The organism is Streptomyces sp. NPDC085946 (genome assembly GCF_044540485.1).
GTDB lineage: Bacteria > Actinomycetota > Actinomycetes > Streptomycetales > Streptomycetaceae > Streptomyces.
In genome coordinates, this window is the sequence record NZ_JBITSF010000005.1 from 1 (window position 1) to 21,972 (window position 21,972).

General features: G+C 73.8%; 24 protein-coding genes. 15 read left to right on the forward strand and 9 right to left on the reverse strand.

Features of this window, described 5'->3' with window-relative positions; all coding sequences use genetic code 11:
* The first annotated feature begins 102 nt into the window (after positions 1 to 102).
* Positions 103 to 1,884, forward strand: a complete 1,782-nt coding sequence (locus ACIF8T_RS12190; RefSeq protein ID WP_400033946.1) for an ABC transporter ATP-binding protein — start codon at positions 103 to 105, stop codon at positions 1,882 to 1,884.
* A gap of 119 nt (positions 1,885 to 2,003) precedes the next feature.
* Here the strand turns inward: ACIF8T_RS12190 and ACIF8T_RS12195 are convergent, their stop codons facing one another.
* The 7 genes from ACIF8T_RS12195 to ACIF8T_RS12225 form a co-directional block, all read right to left on the reverse strand.
* Positions 2,004 to 2,786 carry a carbonic anhydrase gene (locus ACIF8T_RS12195; protein WP_400033948.1) on the reverse strand — a complete coding sequence of 261 codons (783 nt, stop codon included), beginning with the start codon at positions 2,784 to 2,786 and terminating at the stop codon, positions 2,004 to 2,006.
* A gap of 172 nt (positions 2,787 to 2,958) precedes the next feature.
* Entirely contained in the window at positions 2,959 to 5,037 is a 2,079-nt protein-coding gene (locus ACIF8T_RS12200; protein ID WP_400033950.1) for a pectinesterase family protein, read from the reverse strand.
* Between the two features lie 91 nt (positions 5,038 to 5,128).
* On the reverse strand, positions 5,129 to 6,565 hold the full coding sequence (locus tag ACIF8T_RS12205; RefSeq protein ID WP_400033952.1) for a sensor histidine kinase: 1,437 nt from the start codon (positions 6,563 to 6,565) through the stop codon (positions 5,129 to 5,131).
* Positions 6,562 to 7,299: a response regulator transcription factor gene (locus ACIF8T_RS12210; RefSeq protein ID WP_400033953.1), complete on the reverse strand. Its 738-nt coding sequence runs from the start codon at positions 7,297 to 7,299 to the stop codon at positions 6,562 to 6,564. Before ACIF8T_RS12210 ends, ACIF8T_RS12205 begins: the two co-directional genes overlap by 4 nt.
* 111 nt (positions 7,300 to 7,410) lie before the next feature.
* A complete protein-coding gene (locus ACIF8T_RS12215) occupies positions 7,411 to 8,439 on the reverse strand; it encodes a S1C family serine protease (protein ID WP_400033954.1) in 1,029 nt (342 codons plus the stop codon).
* A gap of 113 nt (positions 8,440 to 8,552) precedes the next feature.
* Positions 8,553 to 9,575: a LacI family DNA-binding transcriptional regulator gene (locus tag ACIF8T_RS12220; RefSeq protein ID WP_400033955.1), complete on the reverse strand. Its 1,023-nt coding sequence runs from the start codon at positions 9,573 to 9,575 to the stop codon at positions 8,553 to 8,555.
* A 72-nt stretch (positions 9,576 to 9,647) separates the two neighbouring features.
* Positions 9,648 to 10,427, reverse strand: coding sequence for a response regulator transcription factor (locus ACIF8T_RS12225; protein ID WP_400033957.1), 780 nt, complete (start codon positions 10,425 to 10,427; stop codon positions 9,648 to 9,650).
* Between the two features lie 219 nt (positions 10,428 to 10,646).
* Here ACIF8T_RS12225 and ACIF8T_RS12230 point away from each other — a divergent pair, with 219 nt between their 5' ends.
* The 8 genes from ACIF8T_RS12230 (at position 10,647) to ACIF8T_RS12265 (ending at position 15,929) form a co-directional block, all read left to right on the forward strand.
* Positions 10,647 to 11,489 carry an alpha/beta hydrolase gene (locus ACIF8T_RS12230; protein WP_400033959.1) on the forward strand — a complete coding sequence of 281 codons (843 nt, stop codon included), beginning with the start codon at positions 10,647 to 10,649 and terminating at the stop codon, positions 11,487 to 11,489.
* A 45-nt stretch (positions 11,490 to 11,534) separates the two neighbouring features.
* On the forward strand, positions 11,535 to 11,789 hold the full coding sequence (locus tag ACIF8T_RS12235) for a MoaD/ThiS family protein (protein ID WP_400033961.1): 255 nt from the start codon (positions 11,535 to 11,537) through the stop codon (positions 11,787 to 11,789).
* 3 nt (positions 11,790 to 11,792) lie between these two features.
* The gene (locus tag ACIF8T_RS12240; protein ID WP_400033963.1) at positions 11,793 to 13,010 is read left to right on the forward strand and encodes a hypothetical protein; all 1,218 of its coding nucleotides are present in this window, start codon (positions 11,793 to 11,795) and stop codon (positions 13,008 to 13,010) included.
* Between the two features lie 210 nt (positions 13,011 to 13,220).
* Positions 13,221 to 13,958, forward strand: coding sequence for a DUF2993 domain-containing protein (locus tag ACIF8T_RS12245; RefSeq protein WP_400033965.1), 738 nt, complete (start codon positions 13,221 to 13,223; stop codon positions 13,956 to 13,958).
* A 211-nt stretch (positions 13,959 to 14,169) separates the two neighbouring features.
* Entirely contained in the window at positions 14,170 to 14,250 is an 81-nt protein-coding gene (locus tag ACIF8T_RS12250; protein WP_350310325.1) for a putative leader peptide, read from the forward strand.
* A 135-nt stretch (positions 14,251 to 14,385) separates the two neighbouring features.
* Positions 14,386 to 15,231, forward strand: coding sequence for a sulfurtransferase (locus ACIF8T_RS12255; RefSeq protein WP_400033966.1), 846 nt, complete (start codon positions 14,386 to 14,388; stop codon positions 15,229 to 15,231).
* A 42-nt stretch (positions 15,232 to 15,273) separates the two neighbouring features.
* Positions 15,274 to 15,561, forward strand: coding sequence for a DUF1416 domain-containing protein (locus tag ACIF8T_RS12260; protein WP_010351646.1), 288 nt, complete (start codon positions 15,274 to 15,276; stop codon positions 15,559 to 15,561).
* Positions 15,562 to 15,668: 107 nt separating this feature from the next.
* The gene (locus ACIF8T_RS12265) at positions 15,669 to 15,929 is read left to right on the forward strand and encodes a DUF3099 domain-containing protein (RefSeq protein ID WP_400033968.1); all 261 of its coding nucleotides are present in this window, start codon (positions 15,669 to 15,671) and stop codon (positions 15,927 to 15,929) included.
* Between the two features lie 45 nt (positions 15,930 to 15,974).
* Here ACIF8T_RS12265 and ACIF8T_RS12270 read toward each other — a convergent pair whose 3' ends face one another.
* Positions 15,975 to 16,337 (reverse strand): DsrE family protein, encoded by a 363-nt coding sequence (locus tag ACIF8T_RS12270; protein ID WP_400033970.1) that lies wholly within the window; start codon positions 16,335 to 16,337, stop codon positions 15,975 to 15,977.
* A gap of 102 nt (positions 16,338 to 16,439) precedes the next feature.
* Here ACIF8T_RS12270 and ACIF8T_RS12275 point away from each other — a divergent pair, with 102 nt between their 5' ends.
* The 6 genes from ACIF8T_RS12275 (at position 16,440) to ACIF8T_RS12300 (ending at position 21,479) form a co-directional block, all read left to right on the forward strand.
* Positions 16,440 to 17,234 (forward strand): hypothetical protein, encoded by a 795-nt coding sequence (locus ACIF8T_RS12275; protein ID WP_400033972.1) that lies wholly within the window; start codon positions 16,440 to 16,442, stop codon positions 17,232 to 17,234.
* A gap of 284 nt (positions 17,235 to 17,518) precedes the next feature.
* Positions 17,519 to 18,358 (forward strand): hypothetical protein, encoded by an 840-nt coding sequence (locus ACIF8T_RS12280; protein ID WP_400033974.1) that lies wholly within the window; start codon positions 17,519 to 17,521, stop codon positions 18,356 to 18,358.
* Positions 18,355 to 19,236: a hypothetical protein gene (locus ACIF8T_RS12285; RefSeq protein WP_400033976.1), complete on the forward strand. Its 882-nt coding sequence runs from the start codon at positions 18,355 to 18,357 to the stop codon at positions 19,234 to 19,236. The genes ACIF8T_RS12280 and ACIF8T_RS12285 overlap by 4 nt, the downstream gene beginning before the upstream one ends.
* Before the next feature lie 211 nt (positions 19,237 to 19,447).
* Positions 19,448 to 20,023: an FABP family protein gene (locus ACIF8T_RS12290; RefSeq protein ID WP_400033978.1), complete on the forward strand. Its 576-nt coding sequence runs from the start codon at positions 19,448 to 19,450 to the stop codon at positions 20,021 to 20,023.
* 30 nt (positions 20,024 to 20,053) lie between these two features.
* On the forward strand, positions 20,054 to 20,503 hold the full coding sequence (locus tag ACIF8T_RS12295; protein WP_400033980.1) for a Fur family transcriptional regulator: 450 nt from the start codon (positions 20,054 to 20,056) through the stop codon (positions 20,501 to 20,503).
* A gap of 10 nt (positions 20,504 to 20,513) precedes the next feature.
* The gene (locus ACIF8T_RS12300) at positions 20,514 to 21,479 is read left to right on the forward strand and encodes a YgfZ/GcvT domain-containing protein (protein WP_400033982.1); all 966 of its coding nucleotides are present in this window, start codon (positions 20,514 to 20,516) and stop codon (positions 21,477 to 21,479) included.
* A gap of 4 nt (positions 21,480 to 21,483) precedes the next feature.
* Here the strand turns inward: ACIF8T_RS12300 and dtd are convergent, their stop codons facing one another.
* Positions 21,484 to 21,909: a D-aminoacyl-tRNA deacylase gene (dtd, locus tag ACIF8T_RS12305; RefSeq protein ID WP_400033984.1), complete on the reverse strand. Its 426-nt coding sequence runs from the start codon at positions 21,907 to 21,909 to the stop codon at positions 21,484 to 21,486.
* Between the last annotated feature and the right edge of the window lie 63 nt (positions 21,910 to 21,972).

Here is a 21,972-nt window from a genome sequence, read left to right on the forward strand (position 1 = left end):
CCCGGAGGACCGGGCGGCCATTCCTTCCGAGCCACAAACGGCAGACCACCATCAGCCACACCCGGTCCTCCCGGACCGCCTCACATTCTTAGGGAGCCCACCATGACGGAGGTCCGGGCGGTCCGCGAGGCGTACCGGCGGTTCTGGCCGCTGACGCGCGGCGACCGCGCCTGGCTGGGGGTGATCGTGGCCTGCGTGGTGGTGGCCGCGCTCGCCGAGACCGCCGCCGTCCTGCTGTTCGCGGAACTCACCGACCACGCCCTGCGGGCCGGTTCGCTCGCCGCCTTCTGGGGCCCGGCCGGGGCCTGGCTGGGCGTCGCCGTCCTCGGCGCGCTCGTCGGCTGCCTCGGCAACTCGCTCGCCACCTGGACCGCGGAGAGATTCGTCCTGCGGCTGCGCGCGGGCGTCTTCCGGCACGTCCAGGACCTGCCGCCGCACTTCTTCCGCCGGCACCGGCGGGGCGACCTCGTCGAGCGGCTGACCGGTGACGTGGAGGCCATCGAGCAGATGGTGGTGTCCGGGGTGGTGGGCACCGTCTCCGCCGCCTTCTCGGCCGTCTTCTACGCGGGGGCGGCCCTGTACCTGCGCTGGGACCTGGCCCTGGTCACCTTCGTCCTCGCACCCCTCTTCCTGCTCGCCGCCCGCCGCTTCGCGGGCCGCATCCGGACCGCGTCCCAGGACGAACGCGTCGCCGACGGCGCGATCACCTCGGTCGTCGAGGAGTCCCTCGGCGCCGTCGTCCTGACCCAGGCCTACAACCGCCGCCGCGCCGAGGAGGCGCGCCTGGAGCGCGAGGCCCGCGCCTGGATGCGGGCGTCGGTGCGCGGGGCGCGGCTGAGCGAGATGTACGAGCAACTGGTCGAGGTCGTCGAGACGGTGTGCGTGCTCGCGGTGATCGGCCTGGGCGTCTGGGAGATCTCCGCGGGCCGGATGACGCTCGGTCAGCTGCTGGCCTTCGCCGCCTTCGCCGGTTACCTCTACCCGCCCGTCCGCAGCCTCGGCCAGTTGGGCCTCACCCTCACCGCGACCACCGCCGGGGCCCGCCGCCTCGGCGAGATCCTGGACGCCCGCCCCGCCGTCACCGACCCGGCCGACCCGGTTCCCGCCTGGCCGGTGCGGGGACACGTCGGCTTCCACGGCGTGACCTTCCGGCACCCCGACGCGCACCGGCCGTCGGTCCGGGACGTGACGTTCACCGCCGCCCCCGGCGAACTCGTCCTCGTCACCGGCCCGAGCGGCGCCGGCAAGTCCACGCTGGCCGGCCTCCTCACCCGCTTCTACGACCCCTGCGCGGGCACCGTCAGCCTGGACGGCGTCCCGCTGCCGGACGTCCCCCTGGAGTTCCTGCGCGAGCACGTGACCCTGCTGCCGCAGGAGACGCTGATCCTGAGCGGCACGATCCGCGAGAACATCGCCGCGGGCCGGCCGGACGCGACCGGGGAGGAGATCGAACGGGCGGCCCGGGCGGCGGCCGTCCACGCCTTCGTCACCGCGCTGCCGGAGGGGTACGACACGGTGATCGCCCCCGGCACGGCCGCCCTCTCCGGCGGCCAGCTCAAGCGGATCGCGCTGGCCCGCGCGATGCTCCGCGACACCCCCGTGCTGGTCCTGGACGAGCCCACGGCCGGCCTCGACTCGGTCGCGGCCCGCCAGGTGCTCCAGCCCCTGCGGCGCCTGGCGGCCGGCCGGACGACCCTGCTCGTCACCCACGACCTGGGCCTGGCGGCGGAGGCGGACCGCGTCCTGGTGGTGGCCGACGGCCGTGTGGTGGAGCGGGGCACCCACGCGGAACTGCTCGGCCGGGGCGGGCTGTACGCGGCGCTGGCGGGACCGGCGCCCGGGGCTCCGCCGGCCGTGCCGGCCGGGGGCGTGACGGCGCGCTGACCCCGCGCGGGCAGGGGCCGGACCGAGGGCAGGGGCCGGACCGCGGGCAGCGGGGCGGCGGACCGGGCGGGGAGGCGCCGGTCGGGTGCGGGTGAGCCGCCGCCCCGTGCCCGCGGCTGTCAGGTGACGCGGTGGACGCGCTGGCTGGTCAGTTCGTAGCGGGCGCCGACGACGGCCAGCCGCCCGGCCGCCACCTGCGCGGCGAGATCGGGCTCGGCGGCCAGCCGGGCGCGGACGGCCCGTACGTTGGCGTCGATGGTGGCGTCGACGCGGGCGTCGCCCGTCACGCTCCGGTCGATGGCCGGGGCTATCTGGTCGGCCAGGTACTGGATGTGCGCGGGCAGGTGCTCGCCCGACTCGTCGGCCGCCACGGCGGCGCGCACGGCACCGCACGACTGGTGCCCGAGCACCATCACCAGCGGGATGCCGAGTTCCAGCACCCCGTACGCGATGCTGCCGAGCACGGCCTCGTCCAGCACCTCGCCGGCGGACCGCACGGTCAGCAGGTCGCCGAGGCCCTGGTCGAAGACGAGCTCCGGAGGCACCCGGGAGTCGACGCAGCCGAGGACGACGGCGAAGGGGTGCTGACCCGTCGTCAGGCTCTGCCGCACCGCGGGTGATTCGTCCGGGTGCTGCTCCCGGTAGGTGCGCCAGCGCCGGTTGCCCGCGGCCAGCTCCCGCAGGGCCTCCCCGGGCGTGGCGGGCCGGGGACGGGTGCGGCCGGCGCCGGCCGGTGCGGGGGCCGCCGAGGCCGGGACGGCCCCGAGGGAGACGCCCGCCCCCACGGCGGCGGCCCCGGTCAGCCCGGCGCGCAGCAGGGCGCGGCGGGCCGGAGCGGGGCCGGTGGAGCGGCGGCCCGCGGGTGTGGTCGGCCCGTGGCCGACGGATCTGTCGGAGTTCACGGACAGGAACGTATGTCCGAGGACTGCGTCAGGTGTTCGCGTTACCCAATCATGGCCGTGCGCGGCGAACTCATGAGCGGGCGTTGATCCGCCCTTGACGCTCCCGTACGCCTCCCTTGACCTCGGTCCGCCGCGCGTCGTCCCCCGCCGCGTCCGCCCGGGAGCGGACGGCTCAGGACGCGGTGGGCGTCCAGCCCCCCAGCCAGTCCGCGATCTCCTGGTCCGCCGCCTGCGCGTCGGTCAGGTGGGGGCGGTCGGCGCTCGCGGCGCCCGCGCCGGGGCCCGTGTTGCGGTACTCGGCGAAGCGGTCGTCCTTCCAGGAGAAGCCGCTCATGTCGGTCCAGGGCGCGGTGCGGATCGCGGCGCTCAGGGTGGTGTTGCGGACCGTCGTCTGCGGGTCCAGGCTCGCGTCGCCGCCGGCGTGCCAGGGGCGGCCCAGGTGGAAGCTGCGGTCGGCGACGTCGCCGGTGACCGCCGAGTTGGCGATGAGGATGCCCTTGCGGCCGGCGGGCGTGCTGGGGGCGGTGACGTAACCGCCGGAGGTGCCGTCCCAGCGCTTCTTGAGGGTGAGGACGGACTTGTCGAGCACGGCCGTCGCACGGCCGAAGACGAAGTCCACGTTGCCGGTGACGTAGGAGTTGGCGACGTACACCCGGCCCAGCCGGTCCTTGGCGGCGGTGTCCAGCAGCAGCGTGTCCTGGTCGCCGGTGACGATGACGCCGTCCAGGAACACCTTGTCGGCGGCGGTGCGCAGGGCGACGGCCTGGTGGCCGGAGAGGGACTGGTTGGCCTTCTCGTCGAAGTCGTTGGAGATCGTCAGGTTGCGGGCCTGGAAGTCGTCCGCCTCGACGGCGACCGTCGCGCTGCCCGAGGTGCCGTACGTGCCCGACCCGTCCGGCTTCGGCGTCCCGGCCGCGTTGCCGTGGACGATCACCGTGTCCTTGCGGCTGCCGCCCGTGCCCTGGAGGGTGACGTGCGGCTTGTTGGAGGGCACCTTCACGGTCTCGCGGTACGTGCCCGGCTTCACGGCGATGACGACCCGGGAGGCGTTGTTCGCGGGCACCGCGTTCACCGCCGCCTGCACGGTCGTGTACTGCCCGCTGCCGTCCTTGGCGACGGTGAGGGTCGTCGCCGCGGCGGCCCGCGGGGTCGCGGCCGCGGTCGCCGTCGTGCCGATCGAGGAGCGCGGGCCCGCCCCCGACCTGAGCAGCGCCGGCACGTCGGCGGCCTTGTCCAGGCTGTAGGCGTAGTACGTCTTCGGGTCGAAGGCGGTCCCGCCGCTCTCGTTGCGCCCGGACGTGCCCGAGAAGACGTTGCCGCGCTGCACCAGCTGCGCGGCGGCGTCCTTGACGACCGGGTTCTTCACACCCTGGAAGTAGCTGTTCTCCAGCACCATCGCGGTCTTCCCGCGCGCGTAGTTGCCGTACGAGGAGCCGATGTCCGTGTTCGGGACGTCCTCCAGGAAGTTGTTGTACAGGTGCGCGTGGGCGGCGTTGTCCGTGGACGGGTTGCGCTGCTCGGTCTCGCGGAACCAGTTGTGGTGGATCGTGATGTCGGTCGTGACGTTCTCGGTCCAGCCGATGCCGAACGTCTTGTTGTTCTGGCTCAGCTTGTTCCAGGACACGGTCACGTACGTGCTGTCCTTGCGGACGTCGATCAGCCCGTCGGCCATGTGCCTGAGGTCGTTGTGGTCGATCCACACGTGGTGGGCGCCGTCCATCTGGACCGCGTCGAAGTCGTGCTCCTTGTCGTTCCACACGCCCTGGTACGCGTCCCGGATGGTCAGGTTCCGGATGATCACGTTGTGGACGCCCTGGCCGAGGAAGAAGCCGCCGCCGACGATGTGCCCGGCGGTCCCGGACCCGACGATCGTCTTGTCGGAGGCGACCTTGATCTCCTTGCCGGCCGGGCTCATGGTGATCGTCCCGGCCACGACGATGACGTACGGCTCGGCGGCGGTGGCGTACTTCTCCAGTTCCGCCTGCGTCCGCACGGTCACGACCTGGCCGTCCCGGCCGCCGTACGTGCCGTTCTGGCCGAGGGCGTGCACCGAGGCGAAGCCGTCGGCGGCGGCGGTCGCCCAGGCCGGGGCGGCGGCGGTCGCGGCGGACGCCCGCTGCGCGCCGGAGCCCAGGACACCCAGGTCCGTGCCGTACGCCACGGCGCCGGCGGCCGTCAGGGCCAGCGGGATGCCGTACGCCAGGACTTTGCTGCTCCTGCGGTGCCGGGCCTTGCTGCGGGGCTCACTCATGGGGCACATCCGTTCCGTGCGGGGGAGTGGTCGACGGTGGGTCGCCGCCCCGCGCGGAAAGGTTGCTGCCGTCCGCCGATCCGGTGCGCCGCTACGGCACGTCCGGCGGCGGCGTCGGCGCGCCCGGCAGGCGGATCGTGGCGATGGTGCCGCCGCCCTCGGCCGCGCCGAGGGACACCGTGCCGCCGGCCTGCTGGACGGTCCGCGCCACGATCGACAGGCCCAGGCCCGAGCCGGGCAGGGCGCGGGCACCCGGCGAGCGCCAGAAACGGTCGAAGACGTGCGGGAGTTCGTCGGCGGGGATGCCGGGGCCGTGGTCGCGGACGGTCAGGACGCCGTCGGCGAGCGCCACCTCGATCCCGCCGCCGTCCGGGCTGAACTTCACCGCGTTGTCCAGGACGTTGACCACCGCCCGCTCCAGCGCGGACGGCTCCGCCCGGACGTACCAGGGCCGCACGTCGGCGGTGATGGTCAGCTCCGGGCCGCGCAGCCGGGCGCGGCGCAGGGCCGACTCCACGACGTCCTGCCAGGCCACGATCCGGGTCCGGCCCGCGTGCTGGTCCGTCTCCGGGCGCGACAGCTCCTGCAGGTCGCCGATGAGGGCGGCCAGTTCGGTCATCTGCGCCTTGACCGAGGCCAGCAGCGCCTTGCGGTCCGCCTCCGGCAGGGGGCGGCCGGTCTCCTCGCTGCGGGTGAGCAGTTCGATGTTGGTCCGCAGCGAGGTCAGGGGCGTGCGGAGTTCGTGTCCGGCGTCCGCGATGAGCTGCTGCTGGAGGTCGCGGGAGCTGGCCAGCGCGGCGGTCATGGAGTTGAACGAGCGGGAGAGGCGGGCGACCTCGTCCTCGCTGTCGTCGTCCACGGGGATGCGGATGCCCAGGTCCTCGGTGTGCGCCACGTGCTCCACGGCCTCGGTGAGCCTGTCGACGGGCCGCAGCCCGGCCCGGGCGACGGCGAGCCCGGCGGCCCCGGCCCCGAGCACGCCGACACCGGAGACCAGCAGGAGGACGAGGGCCAGGTCGTTGAGGGTGGCCTTGGTGTTGTCCAGGGGGAGGGCGACGAGCAGGGCGGCGTCGGACGTGGTCCCCTGGACCCGGTCGGCGATGGTCAGACCGGTGAGGACCAGGACGCGTACGTCGCGGCCGTCCGCGTCGGTGCCGTCGCGGAAGAAGCTCTCGTCACGGCCGATCAGGTTCCTGTCGCCCTTGGCGACCTTGACCACGCCCTTGGAGTAGGGCAGGACGCACACCTCGCCGTCCGCGGTGACCACTTCGTAGTAGGCGTTGCGGGGAGCGTTGCCGCTGCCCTGCCGGGTGCACTCGTTGACCGCGGCCTCGGCCTGGGCCTCCAGCCCCGGCATGCGCAGCGCCTGCCGCAGGTCCTCCTCCACCTGGTCGTACAGCTTCCCCTGCACGATGAACCAGCACGTCACCGACACCGCCGCCACCGCGAACGCCACCGCCGCCGCCACCAGCAGCGCCAGCCGCGACCGGATCGGCAGCGACCGGACCCTGCGCAGCACCTTGTTCACTCCGCGCCGCCCTGCCGCAGCACGTAGCCGACCCCGCGCACCGTGTGCACCAGCCGCGGCTCGCCGCCCGCCTCGGTCTTGCGGCGCAGGTACATCACGTACACGTCCAGGGAGTTCGAGGACGGCTCGAAGTCGAAGCCCCACACCGCCTTGAGGATCTGCTCGCGGGTCAGCACCTGGCGCGGGTGCGCCATGAACATCTCCAGCAGGGTGAACTCCGTACGGGTCAGCTCCACGGGCCGCCCGCCCCGCGAGACCTCGCGGGTCGCCAGGTCCATGCGCAGGTCGGCGAAGGCGAGGACGTCGCTGTCCTCGGCCGTGCCCGCGCCCACGGCCGCCGCGTACGAGCTGCGGCGCAGCAGGGCGCGGATCCGGGCGAACAGCTCGTCCAGCTCGAACGGCTTGACCAGGTAGTCGTCGGCGCCCGCGTCCAGGCCGGTCACCCGGTCGCCGACCGTGTCCCGGGCGGTCAGCATCAGGATCGGCAGGGTGTCGCCCGCGCCGCGGATCCGGCGGGCGGCGGTCAGGCCGTCCATGCGGGGCATCTGGATGTCGAGGACGATCAGGTCGGGCCGGTAGGCCGCCGCCTTCTCCAGGGCGTCCGCGCCGTCGACGGCGACCTCGGTGGCGTACCCCTCGAAGGCGAGGCTGCGCTGGAGGGCTTCGCGCACCGCCGGCTCGTCGTCGACGATCAGGATGCGCTGGGGTTCACGGTCGCCGTCTGCGGGGCTCATGGGCGTGGGTTTCCTCGTGTGCGGGGGGACACGGGCCGGCCTTCCCGGCCCGCTTCCCGGCGTGTCGTCCGGCTCTCAGCGTCGCACGTCCGGCGGGGGGCGGGGCGCGGATCAGCCGGTGGAGCCGGCCCGCAGCTTGGCGAGGTCGGCCTTGACGGTGTCGATCGGGATGGCGAAGCCGAGGCCGACGCTGCCGGCGTCGGAGGAGGAGGCGCCGGCGGCGGAGTACATCGCGGAGTTGATGCCGATGATCCGGCCGTTCATGTCGATCAGCGCGCCGCCGGAGTTGCCCGGGTTGAGGGAGGCGTCCGTCTGGATCGCCTTGTACGTGGTCGTCTCCGAGCCGGTGTCGCCGTTGAACTGCTGCCCGCCGAACTCGAACGGCCAGCCGCCGCCCTGCTGCTGCTGTTGCTGCTGCTGTCCCTCGTCCGTCGACACGGTCACGTCGCGGTCGAGCGCGGAGACGATGCCGCTGGTGACGGTGCCGGTCAGCCCCTCGGGGGAGCCGATCGCCACGACCTCGTCGCCGACCCGCACGCCGTCGGAGTCGCCGAGGGTCGCCGCCTTCAGCCCGGAGGCGTCCTTCAGCTTGATCAGCGCGAGGTCCTTCGCGCTGTCGGTGCCGACGACCTCGGCGGTGTAGGCGGTGCCGTCGCTGGTCGTCACCTCGATCCGCGAGGCGCCGGAGACGACGTGGTTGTTGGTGACGATCTCGCCGTCACCGGTGATGATCACGCCGGAGCCGGTGGAGGACCCGGCGTTGGAGGTGGCACCGATCTCGACGATGCTCGGGCTGACCGCCTGGGCGACCCCGGCGACCGTGCCCTTCTGGCTGGAGGGGACCACGCTGGTGCCGGTGGAGACGGCCGCGGCCGTGGTGCCGTCGCCGGCCAGCTCCTGGAAGCCGTACGCGGTGCCGCCGCCCACGGCCGCGGCGACGATCGCCACGGCGGCGAGCAGGGCCGCGGGCCCCCTGCGCCGCTTCTCCGGCGTCCGCGCCACCGGCTCGGCGAGCAGCGCGGTCGGCGGCTGGGCCGGCGGGGGCGGCCACTCGGGGTGCACGGGGGAGGAGGGGGGAGCCTGCCGGCCGTCACCCTCGGGGTACGGGTACGCGCCACTGGTGCGGAAGCTGTCGGTCATGGCTCCGAGCGTCGCGCCCGATCATGAGAGCCCTCTGAGTCCCTCCTGAGAAGCCCGGCAGAACCGTGTATGCCCGATATAAGGCCGCCCCGGGGCCGTCCCCGGAGCGGGGGCTACGCGCAGCCGCAGGACTGCCGGACCACCAGCCGCGAGGGGAACACCTTCAGCCGCTCGCGCCGCGCCCCGGCCACCCGCAGCCCGTCGTCGAGGAGGAGGTCGACGGCCGAGCGGGCCATCGCCGAGCGGTCGGAGGCGACCGTGGTCAGGGGCGGGTCGGCGAGCGCCGCCTCCTTGATGTCGTCGAAGCCGGCGACGCCGAGCTCGCCGGGCACGTCGATGCGCAGTTCGCGCGCCGCGCGCAGCAGGCCGATCGCCTGGTCGTCGGTGGAGCAGAAGACCGCGGGCGGCCGGTCCGGCCCGGACAGGAGGCCGAGGGCGACCCGGTAGGCGTCGTAGCGGTTGTACGGGGCCTCGAAGAGGCGGCCCTCGGTGGGGAGCCCGGCCTCCTGCATCGCGCGGCGCCAGCCCTCGACGTGGTCGGAGACCGGGTCGCCGACGGCCGGGGTCTCGGCCGTGCCGCCCATGCAGGCGACGTACGGGTAGCCGTGCTCCAGCAGGTGGCGGACGGCGAGCTGGGCGCCGCCGAGGTCGTCGGTGACGACGGCGACGTCGTCGAACGCCTCGGGCCGCTCGTGCAGCAGCACGACCCGGGCGTCCCAGGCCTCGATCTCGGCGGCGGCGAGGTCGTTGAGCGCGTGGCTGACGAGGATGAGCCCCGAGACGCGCATGCCGAGGAAGGCCCGCAGGTAGTGGACCTCGCGCTCGCCGATGTAGTCGGTGTTGCCGACCAGGACCATCTTCCCGCGCTCGGAGGCGGCCTGCTCGACCGCGTGCGCCATCTCGCCGAAGAAGGGCTGGCGGGCGTCCGGGATGATCAGGCCTATCAGGTCCGTGCGCCGCGAGGCCATCGCCTGGGCGACCCGGTCGGGCCGGTACCCCAGCTCCTTGATCGCGGCGAGGACACGCTCGCGCGTGGCCGGGGCGACCGGCCGGGGTCCGTTGTTGATGACGTAGCTGACGACGGCGGTGGACGTACCCGCCAGCCGTGCCACGTCATCCCGAGTCACCTTGGCCACGCGCGGAGTCTACGCGGATATACCCGCTCTGGGCAGGGCGTACGGAACCTTCCCTGCCCCCGCGGGCCCCGGCTACGCCCGGGCCCGGACCTCGGCGGCGTCCAGGGCGGCCGAGTCGTCCGCATCGTCCGGTTTCGCCGCGGCCGCCTTGGCCTTGGCCTCCTCCGCCGCGCGGTCGACCTTCTCGGGCGTCACGAAGCGGTATCCCACATTGCGGACGGTTCCGATCAGCGACTCGTGCTCGGGGCCGAGCTTGGCGCGCAGCCGCCGCACGTGGACGTCGACCGTCCGGGTGCCGCCGAAGTAGTCGTAGCCCCAGACCTCCTGGAGGAGCTGGGCGCGGGTGAAGACCCGGCCGGGGTGCTGGGCGAGGTACTTCAGGAGCTCGAACTCCTTGAAGGTCAGGTCCAGGACCCGGCCCTTGAGCTTGGCGCTGTACGTCGCCTCGTCCACCGACAGGTCGCCGTTGCGGATCTCCATCGGGGAGTCGTCGTTGACGATCTGCTGGCGGCCCATGGCCAGGCGCAGCCGCGCCTCCACCTCCGCCGGGCCGGCCGTGTCGAGCAGGACGTCGTCGATGCCCCAGTCCGCGGTGACGGCGGCGAGACCGCCCTCCGTCACCACGAGGACCAGGGGGCAGCCCGGTCCCGTGGAGCGCAGCAGCTGGCACAGGCTGCGCACCTGCGGGAGGTCGCGCCGCCCGTCGACGAGGATGACGTCGGCCCCCGGGGTGTCCACCAGGGCCGGTCCCTCCGCGGGCGCCACGCGCACGTTGTGCAGCAGCAGGCCGAGGGCGGGGAGCACCTCCGTCGACGGCTGGAGGGCGTTGGTCAGGAGCAGCAAGGAACTCATCGCGCCCCACCTGCCCGGGTCGTCCTGCGTTCGTGCACGGTTCGCTCGCCCATAACGTCTGGTTCCTCCTCGGTCCCTGCGAGGACGTTTACGGCACTGCTGCATGCCATCGACGGCCCGTACACCTGCGGTCTCCCGCGTCGTATACAACGCTCCCGAAAGCACAAAAGGACCCGGGGGCTACGCTGCCCGAGTCCTCTGCCCAGGAGAATAGCCGACATGAGCGCGGGTTCGGCAGGTCATGGGGCACGATCCACCGTTCGTCCGGATCGCGAGACGAGCGGAAGGGCACCTTTGCGGACGTTTCTGCGCACGTCGGACGGCGTGCGGATCGATTCCGTATACGACCCGCCCGCGGTCGTATACGACGCCCCCGGTTCACCCTCACGTGACCTGGTGTTCGTCGTCGCGCACGGGTTCACCGGCGACGCGCACCGGCCGCACGTGCGGCGGATCGCGGGGACCCTCGCCCGGTACGGGGCCGTGGTGACGTTCTCCTTCCGGGGCCACGGCCTGTCCGGCGGGCACTCCACGGTGGGCGACCGCGAGGTGCTCGACCTGGCCGCCGCCGTCGCCTGGGCGCGCGGACTCGGGCACCCGCGGGTGGTCACCGTCGGCTTCTCCATGGGCGGCTCGGTGGTGCTGCGGCACGCGGCGCTGCACCGGCGGCCCGCCCCGGACGCGGTGGTGTCCGTCAGCGCCCCGGCCCGCTGGTTCTACCGGGGGACGGCGCCCATGCGGCGGCTGCACTGGATGGTGACCCGGCCCGAGGGCCGCCTGGTCGGCCGCTACGGGTTCCGCACCCGGATCCACCACCGCACGTGGGACCCGGTCCCGCTCTCCCCGGTCGAGGCGGTCCCGCGCATCGCGCCGGCCCCGCTGCTGATCGTGCACGGCGACCGGGACGGCTACTTCCCCCTCGACCACCCCCGTACGCTCGCCGCGGCCGCCGGCGACCACGGCGAGTTCTGGCTGGAGCACGGCATGGGCCACGCCGAGCACGCGGCGGGCGAGGACCTGCTGCGCCGGATCGGGGACTGGGCGGTGGCGCGGGCGGGCTAGCCTGGCGGTGTCCACCGTCCAGTGATCCCACGACTAAGGAAGCAGATGCCAAAGGTCACGGTGCGCTACTGGGCCGCCGCCAAGGCCGCGGCCGGAGTGGCCGAGGAGCCGTACGAGGCGGTCACGCTCGCCGAGGCGCTCGACGCGGTGCGCGGGCGACACCCCGGCGAACTCGCGCGCGTGCTGCGGCGATGCTCGTTCCTCGTCGACGGTGACCCCGTGGGCACCCGCGCGCATGAAACGGTACGGCTGGCCGACGGCGGCACGGTCGAGGTGCTCCCGCCGTTCGCAGGAGGATGAGCGATGACCGACCAGTCGTACGGCAACGGCGGTTCCCACGAGGGGTACGACCCCTACGGCGGCTACCCGCCCCAGGCGTGGCAGGAGCCGGACCAGGGCGAGGCGCACGCCCAGCACGCCCAGGCCCCGGCGTACGCGCAGTGGCAGGCGCAGCAGGCCGCGTGGCCCGGGCAGCAGGGACACGAGGACCCGCACGCCGCGCAGCAGTACACCCAGCAGTGGCAGGGCCAGACCTGGGAGACGCAGACGCAGCCGCCGGTTCCCGGGCCGATGCCGCCGGCGGCCTCCGCGGCCGAGACGGCCTACCTGCCGCCGGTGACGGCCTCCGCCGCCGAGACGGCGTACCTGCCGCCGGTGGGGCCCGGGGCGGCGCCGGCCGGCGCGGGCGCCGCGGCGTCCGCGCCCCCTGCTGCCGCGGGCGGTGCCGTCGGCACCGGCTACGGTCCCGCCACGCTCGCCGGCAACGCGCGCGTCACCGACGCGCAGCGGGCCCGCGCGGAGGGGCGCTCGCCGATCATCGAGCCCGGGATGCAGCCGGCCGTGCTGACGGCGCTGCTGGGGCTGCTGCTCGCGGGCACGGCGACGCTCGGCACGTACGCGCTCCTCGTGCCGCTGATCGCCCTCCAGGGGCTGACCGCCGCGGGCTGGTTCCGGCTGAACGGCATGTGGCCGGCGCGGCAGGGCATCGCCCTGGGCTTCGCCGGCGCGCTGGTCGCGGACGCGGCCCTGCTGGTGTCCGGGCGGGCCCCGGCGGCGATCCTCGGCACGCTCGGGGTGTGGGTGCTGCTGTCCCTCGTCCTGCAACTGCGCTCGCACGCCGACCCCGACGAGCGGATGTACGGCCTGATGGCGACCGTCGCCGCGGCGGCGCTGGCCATCGTCGCGGGCGGGTACCTCGCGGCCGGGACGGACGCGGTGACCGTGGGGGCCGCGGCGGTCGCGGCGGCCGTCGTGGCGCGCGCGCTGCCGCTTCCGACGCCGCTGTCGGTGGCCGTGGCGCTGCTCGCGGGGGCCGGGGCGGGGGCGGCGGCCGGCGCGGCCACGGGTCTGGGCACGCCGGGCGCGCTGCTCGGCGCGGGCGCGGCGGTCTGCGCCCTGATCGGCCACCGGGTCGCGAGCTACGACTACCCGTCCCGCTTCGTCCACTTCACGGCGGGCGTCGCCCTCCCCCTGGCCGCGGCCGCCCCGGCGGTGTACGTCCTGGGGCGCGTGGTCGCCTAGCGCACGGGCCCGCGGCACGGCGCCCGCGCGGCGGGGACGGGTGCCGGGGCGTCCCGGCCGCGGGGCCGGGACGGCGCCCGGGGCGGTCGTCCCCGGCCCGCGGCCACCCCCGCCCCTCCTGTCACAGCTGATCGACAAATCCCTGGCCCGAGCCCCCCGCAGGGTTACGCTCGGGAACCGTCGTCGACCGCCCGGGTAGGGGAATGCCGCATGCGCGCACTGCGAATACTGCTGATCATCGCCGTGGTCCTGGGCGGTCTCTTCGTGATCGCCGACCGCGTCGCCGTCAATTTCGCCGAGGGCGAGGCCGCGGACCGGCTGAAGGCGACCGAGAACCTCTCCGCCACCCCCGACGTGACCATCGAGGGCTTCCCGTTCCTCACCCAGGTCGCCTCCGGGACGCTCGACGACGTCCGGATCGGGATCGACACCTACGAGGCCACCACGGGCGACGGCGGACAGAGGATCCGCGTCGACGACCTGCGCGCCGACATGAAGGGCGTCGCGTTCTCCGGCGACTACAGCTCGGCCACCGCCGCCACCGCCACCGGCACCGCGACGATCTCCTACGACGAACTGCTGCGGACCGCCAAGGCCGAGCCCACCCAGGTCGCCCCGGGCGTCACCGCCAAGGTCGTCGGTCTCTCCGACGGCGGCAACGGCAAGATCAAGGTCACGGTCGAGGCGACCGTGCTCGGCACCGAGCTGCCGGAGCCGGTCTCGGTGCTCAGCTCCGTCAAGGTCGAGGGCGACACCGTCCGGGTGGACGCCGACTCCCTGCCCAGCTTCGGGGGGACCGACCTCGCCGAGGGCCGGGTGCGGGCGATCACCGACTTCGAGCAGGCGATCGAGGGACTGCCCGGCGGCATCCGGCTGGACAGGGTCCGGGCCGCCGAGAACGGCGTCGAGATCACCGTGAAGGGTTCCGACGTCCGGCTGGCCGGGTAGGGAGGGCGGCGGGCCCGCGTCCGGGCCGGGCCGGCCGTGTCCGTAGCGTGAGACGACGGTGTCCGTAGCGCAGATGCGGGCGCGGCGCGTCCCTCCGGGTGCAGGTCCCCGGAGCCCTCGGCGCCTCGGTGGTCTCGCAGTCCGGACGATCGCGTCTCAGCATGCGACATGCCGGTGACACGCCCGCCTGTCCGTCCCTACGATCGACGGCATGAAGCGACAGGCGGATCTCACGAAGCGGCGGGCAGTGGACCTGTGCCGCGTTGCCGCCATGCTCTGTCGCACCTTCTGAGCGGAAGCACCGGCCGGTCGCCGGCGCCCGCGTCCACCGCAGCCCTGTTCCCAGGGCATCCGTGCGCCGTCTCCGCACGAGCGCGCACGCCTCTCGTTCGCACGCCCCGCCGCAACTGCCCCGGAGGAGAAAGACATGAGCCGCAGCGACGTCCTGGTCGACGCCGACTGGCTCCAGGAGCACCTGGACGACCCGAACATCGTCATCGTCGAGGTCGACGAGGACACCTCGGCGTACGACAAGAACCACATCAAGAACGCCGTCCGCATCGACTGGACCAAGGACCTCCAGGACCCGGTGCGCCGTGACTTCGTCGACCAGGAGGGCTTCGAGAAGCTCCTGTCGGAGAAGGGCATCGCCAACGACCACACGGTGGTCCTCTACGGCGGCAACAACAACTGGTTCGCGTCCTACGCCTACTGGTACTTCAAGCTCTACGGCCACGAGAACGTCCGCCTCCTCGACGGCGGCCGCAAGAAGTGGGAGCTGGACGCCCGCGAGCTCGTCGCCGGCGACGAGGTGCCCGAGCGCCCGAGGACCGAGTACAAGGCCAAGCCGCAGGACACCTCCATCCGTGCCTTCCGCGACGACGTCGTCGCCGCGATCGGCGCGCAGAACCTGGTCGACGTCCGGTCCCCCGACGAGTTCTCCGGCAAGCTGCTCGCCCCGGCCCACCTGCCGCAGGAGCAGTCGCAGCGCCCGGGCCACGTGCCGAGCGCCCGCAACATCCCGTGGTCGAAGAACGCCAACGACGACGGCACGTTCAAGTCCGACGAGGAGCTGAAGAAGCTCTACGAGGAGGAGAACGTCGACCTGGCCAAGGACACCATCGCGTACTGCCGCATCGGTGAGCGCTCCGCGCTGACCTGGTTCGTCCTGCACGAGCTGCTCGGCGTGGAGAACGTCAAGAACTACGACGGCTCCTGGACCGAGTACGGCTCCCTCGTCGGCGTGCCGATCGAGCTCGGCACCGGCAAGTAACCCCACCCGACCGACCTCCCCAGACCTCTACAGGAGTACGACATGTGCGGTGCGAAGGCCGGCGGCCCCGACGCCTCGACGATCAAGCCCGGTGAGACCACCATCCAGGGCCAGGTGACCCGCGACGGCGAGCCGGTGACGGGCTACGTCCGTCTGCTGGACTCGACCGGCGAGTTCACCGCCGAGGTGCCGACCTCGGCGACCGGACAGTTCCGCTTCTACGCGGCCGAGGGCACCTGGACCGTCCGCGCCCTCGTGCCCGGCGCCACCGCCGACCGCACGGTCGTCGCCCAGCAGGGCGGCCTCGCGGAGGTCGCGATCGCCGTCTGACGGCAGCGTGGCCACAGGGCCGCACCTCTCGGGCCGGACGCCCGGGGTGCGGCCCTTCGGCGTGCTCCCCGGCGTGCTCCGGCGCCCGGTCGGCCTACGCTGGAGACATGTACGCACGGCGGCGTCACGTGTACTTCGCCCTGATGGGCACGTGCCTGGGCCTGTTCGTCCTGGCCTGGGGCGTCGTACGCCTGTGGTCGGTGCCGGTCGCCGTCGGGATGTGCGTGGTCGCCATGGTCATCCCGCCCGTCGCCGCGATGGTCGCGAACCGCCGGGGGCCCGACGACCGGTGGTGGGACGACCCCTCCGGGGATCCGACGTCCGACGAGTGGTGGGACGAGCTCGACGGCAGGAAGCGCCCGCGCTGAGCCGGCGCGTCCCGCGTTCCGCGCGGGCCCGTGCCCGCCGACGTCTCAGTAGACGAGCGCCTGCGTCCCGTCCCCCAGCGCCTCCTGCACGAAGACCTGCGCCCCCGCGATCCGTACGCCCTCCAGGACGTCCTGCTCGGTGATCTCGCGGCGGGCCGCGCACTGGGTGCACAGCGTGATGCGCCCGCCCGCCAGGATCGACTCGATCAGGTCCGGCAGCGGCGCGGCGTGCGGCAGCTCGAACTCGGCGGCCCGGCCGGGCAGCGCGAACCAGGAGGACTCCCCGGTCAGCCACAGGGAGACGTCCACACCGCTGGCCACGGCCACCGCCGCCACCGTGAACGCCTGCGAGCAGCGCTCGGGGGCGTCGGCCCCGGCGGTCACCTTGATCACGAGCTTCTTCGCCATGGCCGAATCGTAATCAACCGTCCTGCAACCGTGGGTCTTCGCCGGGGGTCTCCTGTGCGCGCGCATACGGAATGCGCGCTTCATCTTCTGTGGGGGGACGTCTTGGAACGACCCGGAGAAGGGGCCGACGCCCCGGATGCGCCGGGATCGCCCGGTTCGGCGCGGACCGGTGACGGGCCGCCGGCCCGGAGCCGGCGGCGCGGGCGCACCGCGGCGCTGATCGGCGCGGCCGCCGCGCTGGGGCTGGTGGCCGGCACCTGCGCCGGCTACCTCGTCCAGGCCGGCCGCGCGCCGACGAAGCTGCCCTCGCTGTCGCAGCCGGTGCCGGTGCGGGTGGAGGGCGAGCCGGCCGAGCCGCTCGCCGCCGCGCGGGACCGGCGCGTGAAGACCGACGGCGACCTGCGCGAGCTGCTGCTGAAGAAGCCGGCCGGAGCCAGGGACGCCGACTACTTCACGGGCGACGACGGCTGGCTGGACCTGGCCGGCTACGCCGCCGTGTACGACCGGCCGGACAACAAGTTCGGCGACCTCATCGGCGACGAGTTCCGGCGCGCGGCCGTCACCGGCTGGCGGGTCGGCGGCACCCACCAGGTCGAGATCCGCCTGATCCAGTTCCGGCAGGAGGAGAGCCTCGCCGCGTCCGGCTCCGCGGAGAACAGCCGCTACTGGGCCGAGCAGAAGACCGACGGCGAGGGCAGGGCCGTGCCCGGCACCGGCGACGGCATGGCGTACGTGCACTCCCGGCCCGACACCGAGCCCGGCTACCTGCCGGTGTACATCGCCGAGGCACACGCCTGGCGCGGCGACATCGCCATGGAGATCTGGATCTCGGACACCAAGCCGATCCCGCAGGCGAAGATCACGGACCTGGCCGAGCGACAGATGGAGCGGCTGTGAGCGAGAAGCGGGAGGGGGCGGTGCGGTCGGCGACTCCGGACGGACCGCCGACCGCACCCGAGCCGGTGGCTACGGACCGGCCGGTGGCTACGGACCGGCCGGTGGCGCTGGGCGGGGCGGTGGCCGGGGCGGAGCCGACGGTTTCGGGTGAGTCCGTGGCCGAGCAAGCGTCGGTGGCTTCAGGTGAATCCGTGGCCGAGCGGGCGTCGGCGGCTTCGGGTGGGCCTGCGGCCGAGCGGGCCCCGGTGGTCCCGGGTGGGCCGGTGGCCGCGGAGGCGGCCGGGGTGACCCCGGGACAGGCCCCGGCCGGGCGGACCCCGGGCATCCCGGGCGAGCCCGGGGGCGGTGGGCGGACGGCCGGGCGGCGGGGGCGGGTCGCCGCCGTCGCCGCGTCCGCGCTGCTCGGCCTCGCCGTCGTCGGCGGGACCGGGTACACCGTGGTGACCGTGCGGGGCGCCGACCGGGACGCGGGAGCGCCCGTCTGGGAGTACCCGAAGGACAGGACCGGGGACGACGCCGAGGGCAGGGGCGGGGACGCGCGCACGACGCCCGCCTCCGGGCTCGCCGGCATGCTCGTGCCCTACGGCACGGACTGGGGCCGCGGTCCGGACCTCGGTGCCCACGGCGCCGACGCCGTGCTCAGCGGCACGCAGGCCACGGCCCTGCGCAAGGAGGCCCTGAGCGGGCTGCCGCGCACCCAGCGCAAGCGGCTGGAGAAGGCGATCGACCGGCAGCGCATCACGGGCCTGGCGATGCGCAGCTACACCAGCACCACCGACCTGGGCTGGTCCGCCACCCACAACGCCTTCACCCTGCGCGTCGAGCTCGCCCGGATGGAGAACCGGACGGCCGTGCGCGAGGCCACCCGGTTCCACGCCGAGTTCCTCGACGCCCTGGACGTCCTGCGCGACGGCCCGAGGATCGAGGGCCACGAGAACGCCCGCTGCTTCCTGCCGCCGAAGGACGCCGACGAGGACCTGGACAGCATGCTCTGCTCCGCCTCCGTCGGGAACGTCCTGGTCACCGCCGTGACGGACGGGGCGAAGCCGCTGGACACCAAGAGGGCCGCGACGCTCTTCGGCGAGCAGCTCGACCGTATATCCGAGCCGGGGAAGGCCGTATGACCGAGCAGCCGCACGACCCGGCGGCTCCCGCCGAGGACGCGCCTCCCGCCGCAGTGACTCCCGCCGCGGACGCACCCCCCGCCGCACCGGCCGCCGCCCCGCCCCGCCCGGCCGGGGACCGCCGGGTCCTGCGGGCGGTCCTGCGGTGGACGGCCGCCGTCGCCGTGTTCGCGGCGGTCGGCGCGTCCACCGCGTACGGCATCACGCGCGCGGAGCGGACCGACCTGCCCGGTCTCGCGACCGAGCCGGACGGCCGCTGGGCGTATCCGGCGCTGGTCGGGCCGCCGCTGCCGTCCGGCAGCCCGGGCCCGTTCGCCGAGGAGAACCGGGCCGGCACGCACCACGCCGACCTGCGCGCCCTCCTGCTGCCCGCGCCCGAGGGGGCGAAGGAGGACCCGGCGCTGCGCGGGGCGGACGGCTGGCTGCCGGTGAAGGGCTTCCTGGCGGAGTTCGCGCGCCAGGAGGACCGTACGGAGGTCGGGCAGCGGCTGACCGACCACGGCCTGCGGCACATCGCCGCCCGCGGCTGGACCACGCGGGACGGCACGCACACGCGGATCTACCTGCTCCAGTTCGACACGGCGGCCGTCGTGGACGCCGTGGGCGGGGGCTACCTGGCCCCCTACGACATGCCCCGGTTCCCGGCGCGCGGGGCCGGGACGCTGGAGGCCGACGAGCGCTTCCCGCAGGAGGCCCAGGTCGACGACGTGCTGCGCGTCCCGTACGCCGAGCCGAAGCCGTACGGGGCCGAGCAGGTCCGCCAGGCCTACGTCGCCGCCGGCGACGTCCTGGCGATGGTGATCCAGTCCCGCGAGGGCGCCGCGGAGCCCGTGCCCTTCCAGCAGACGGTGACCCTGCAGAGCCAGCTGCTGCGCTGACCCACCTCACCGGGAACGCCGGGCCCCGGCCGCGTAAGCTGGGGCCCGGCCCTGTCACCGCACACCCCGCGCCCACCGAGGAGCATCCCGTGGAACTCTTCTTCGAAATCCTGCTGGTCCTGGTCTGCGTCGGCGTCCTCGCCTTCGCCGGACTGACCGTGAAGAAGCTGTACCAGGGCCAGCGCTGACCCCTTCCTAGGAACTGCTGCTCATGATCGAGATCCCGTCCGACCTCCACAAGGACCTGGTCCCCCTCGCCTTCCTGCTCGGCAACTGGGCGGGCGCGGGCGTGCACGACTTCCCCGGTGCGGAGAAGTGCAACTTCGGGCAGGAGGTCACCTTCACGCACGACGGCCGGGACTTCCTGGAGTACCACTCCCACACCTGGGTGCTGGACCACGACGGCAACAAGGTGCGGCCGCTGGAGTCCGAGCACGGCTTCTGGCGGATCGACGCCGAGCGCAAGGTCGAGGTCACGATGACCCGCGACGACGGCGTGGTCGAGATCTGGTACGGCGAGATGGCCGACAAGAAGCCCCAGATCGACCTGGTCACCGACGCCGTGGCCCGCACCGCGGTCTCGCCGCCCTACACCGGCGGCAAGCGGCTGTACGGCTACGTCAAGAGCGACCTGATGTGGGTCGGCGAGAAGCAGACCCCCGAGGTGGAGCTGCGCCCCTACATGTCGGCGCACCTGAAGAAGGTCGTCACCCCGGAGGAGGTCGAGCGCTGGGCCAAGGCCCTGCCCGACGACCTCCCGGACGACGGGATCGCCTTCTTCAAGTAGTCCCGGCCCGGTGGTCCTAGACTCGTGGGTGTGGTGAGCACCGACTGGAAGAGCGACCTCAGGCAGCGCGGCTACCGGCTGACGCCGCAGCGGCAACTCGTGCTCGAAGCCGTGGACACCCTGGAGCACGCGACCCCCGACGACATCCTGGGCGAAGTGCGCAAGACGGCGTCGGGGGTCAACATCTCCACGGTGTACCGGACCCTGGAGCTCCTGGAGGAGCTCGGTCTGGTCAGCCACGCCCACCTCGGGCACGGCGCCCCCACCTACCACCTCGCCGACCGGCACCACCACATCCACCTGGTCTGCCGCGACTGCACCAACGTCATCGAGGCCGACCTGTCGGTGGCCGCCGAGTTCACCGCGAAGCTGCGCGAACAGTTCGGCTTCGACACCGACATGAAGCACTTCGCGATCTTCGGCCGGTGCCGGGACTGCGCGGCCGACTCGACCGGCAAGAGTTCAACTACCGAGTCGTAGGCTTGGGACCATGAAGAGCCCTCTGCTGTCCCTGCCCGGCGCCGTCCCCGCCGAGGGCGTGGACGAAGGCGTCGCCGCCCACTACGGCGACCTGTTCCGCGAACAGCGCGCCCTGGCCGACGGCACCGGTTTCGTCGACCTCTCGCACCGCGGCGTGATCACCGTCTCCGGCGCGGACCGGCTCGGCTGGCTGCACCTGCTGCTCACCCAGCACGTCAGCGAGCTGCCGCCGCACCAGGCCACCGAGGCGCTCGTGCTGTCCGCCAACGGCCACATCGAGCACGCCCTCTACCTCGTCGACGACGGCGAGACGGTCTGGGCGCACGTCGAGCCCGGCACCCAGGAGGCGCTGCTCGCGTACCTGGAGTCGATGAAGTTCTTCTACCGGGTCGAGGTCGCCGACCGCACCGCCGACACCGCGGTCGTGTACCTGCCGGCCGGCTCCATCGCCGAGGTCCCCGAGGGCGCCGTGGTCCGCGAGACGCCGTACGGCCGCGACCTGTTCCTGCCGCGCGCCGGGCTGGAGTCGTACGCCGGGCAGGCCGGCCCGCCCGCCGGGCTGCTCGCCTACGAGGCGCTGCGCGTCGAGCAGCACCGCCCGCGGCTCGGCTTCGAGACCGACCACCGCACCATCCCGCACGAGCTGGGCTGGATCGGCAGCGCGGTGCACCTGCAGAAGGGCTGCTACCGCGGCCAGGAGACCGTCGCCCGCGTCCAGAACCTCGGCAAGCCGCCGCGCCGGCTGGTCTTCCTGCACCTGGACGGCAGCGAGGTCCACCTGCCGCCGCCCGGCACGGAGCTGCGGCTGGCCGACGACGGCCCCGACGGCCGCAAGGTCGGCTTCATCACCACGTCCGTGCGGCACCACGAGCTCGGGCCCGTCGCCCTGGCCCTGGTGAAGCGGAACGTGCCGGTGGACGCGCCGCTGGTGGCCGGGGACACGGCCGCCGCCCAGGAGGTCGTCGTCGAGCCGTAGGGGCTCAGACCTCCAGCAGGACGGTGAACGGGCCGTCGTTGGTCAGCGACACCCGCATCTGCGCGCCGAACCGGCCCGTCGCCACCGTCGCGCCCAGGGCGCGCAGCCGGGCGACCACCTCGTCGACGAGCGGCTCGGCGACGTCGCCCGGCGCGGCGGCGTTCCAGGTGGGGCGGCGTCCCTTGCGGGCGTCGCCGTAAAGAGTGAACTGGCTGATCACCAGCAGCGGGGCGTCGACGTCGCTGCACGACCTCTCGTCGTGCAGCACGCGCAGCGACCACAGCTTGCGGGCGAGCCGGTCCGCCGTCTCCTTGGTGTCCTCGTGGGTCACCCCCACGAGGACGCACAGCCCCTCGCCCTCGATCGCCCCCACCGTCTCGCCGTCCACGACGACGCTCGCGCCGTCCACCCTCTGCACCACCGCACGCATACGACCATCATGCCGGGCGGCGCGGCGGGGTCCGCGGGCAGCCGGTAAGGGTTCCCCGGCCGA

What these genes read in the sequence shown, in the direction of transcription:
- ACIF8T_RS12265 (WP_400033968.1), top strand. Translation starts at nt 15,669, where the DNA reads ATGTACGCACGGCGGCGTCACGTGTACTTCGCCCTGATGGGCACGTGC.
- ACIF8T_RS12245 (WP_400033965.1), top strand. Translation starts at nt 13,221, where the DNA reads ATGCGCGCACTGCGAATACTGCTGATCATCGCCGTGGTCCTGGGCGGT.
- ACIF8T_RS12190 (WP_400033946.1), top strand. Translation starts at nt 103, where the DNA reads ATGACGGAGGTCCGGGCGGTCCGCGAGGCGTACCGGCGGTTCTGGCCG.
- ACIF8T_RS12210 (WP_400033953.1), bottom strand. Translation starts at nt 7,299, where the DNA reads ATGAGCCCCGCAGACGGCGACCGTGAACCCCAGCGCATCCTGATCGTC.
- ACIF8T_RS12225 (WP_400033957.1), bottom strand. Translation starts at nt 10,427, where the DNA reads ATGAGTTCCTTGCTGCTCCTGACCAACGCCCTCCAGCCGTCGACGGAG.
- ACIF8T_RS12300 (WP_400033982.1), top strand. Translation starts at nt 20,514, where the DNA reads ATGAAGAGCCCTCTGCTGTCCCTGCCCGGCGCCGTCCCCGCCGAGGGC.
- ACIF8T_RS12215 (WP_400033954.1), bottom strand. Translation starts at nt 8,439, where the DNA reads ATGACCGACAGCTTCCGCACCAGTGGCGCGTACCCGTACCCCGAGGGT.
- ACIF8T_RS12285 (WP_400033976.1), top strand. Translation starts at nt 18,355, where the DNA reads ATGACCGAGCAGCCGCACGACCCGGCGGCTCCCGCCGAGGACGCGCCT.
- ACIF8T_RS12260 (WP_010351646.1), top strand. Translation starts at nt 15,274, where the DNA reads ATGTGCGGTGCGAAGGCCGGCGGCCCCGACGCCTCGACGATCAAGCCC.
- ACIF8T_RS12290 (WP_400033978.1), top strand. Translation starts at nt 19,448, where the DNA reads ATGATCGAGATCCCGTCCGACCTCCACAAGGACCTGGTCCCCCTCGCC.
- dtd (WP_400033984.1), bottom strand. Translation starts at nt 21,909, where the DNA reads ATGCGTGCGGTGGTGCAGAGGGTGGACGGCGCGAGCGTCGTCGTGGAC.
- ACIF8T_RS12235 (WP_400033961.1), top strand. Translation starts at nt 11,535, where the DNA reads ATGCCAAAGGTCACGGTGCGCTACTGGGCCGCCGCCAAGGCCGCGGCC.
- ACIF8T_RS12270 (WP_400033970.1), bottom strand. Translation starts at nt 16,337, where the DNA reads ATGGCGAAGAAGCTCGTGATCAAGGTGACCGCCGGGGCCGACGCCCCC.
- ACIF8T_RS12200 (WP_400033950.1), bottom strand. Translation starts at nt 5,037, where the DNA reads ATGAGTGAGCCCCGCAGCAAGGCCCGGCACCGCAGGAGCAGCAAAGTC.
- ACIF8T_RS12250 (WP_350310325.1), top strand. Translation starts at nt 14,170, where the DNA reads ATGAAGCGACAGGCGGATCTCACGAAGCGGCGGGCAGTGGACCTGTGC.
- ACIF8T_RS12240 (WP_400033963.1), top strand. Translation starts at nt 11,793, where the DNA reads ATGACCGACCAGTCGTACGGCAACGGCGGTTCCCACGAGGGGTACGAC.
- ACIF8T_RS12255 (WP_400033966.1), top strand. Translation starts at nt 14,386, where the DNA reads ATGAGCCGCAGCGACGTCCTGGTCGACGCCGACTGGCTCCAGGAGCAC.
- ACIF8T_RS12230 (WP_400033959.1), top strand. Translation starts at nt 10,647, where the DNA reads ATGAGCGCGGGTTCGGCAGGTCATGGGGCACGATCCACCGTTCGTCCG.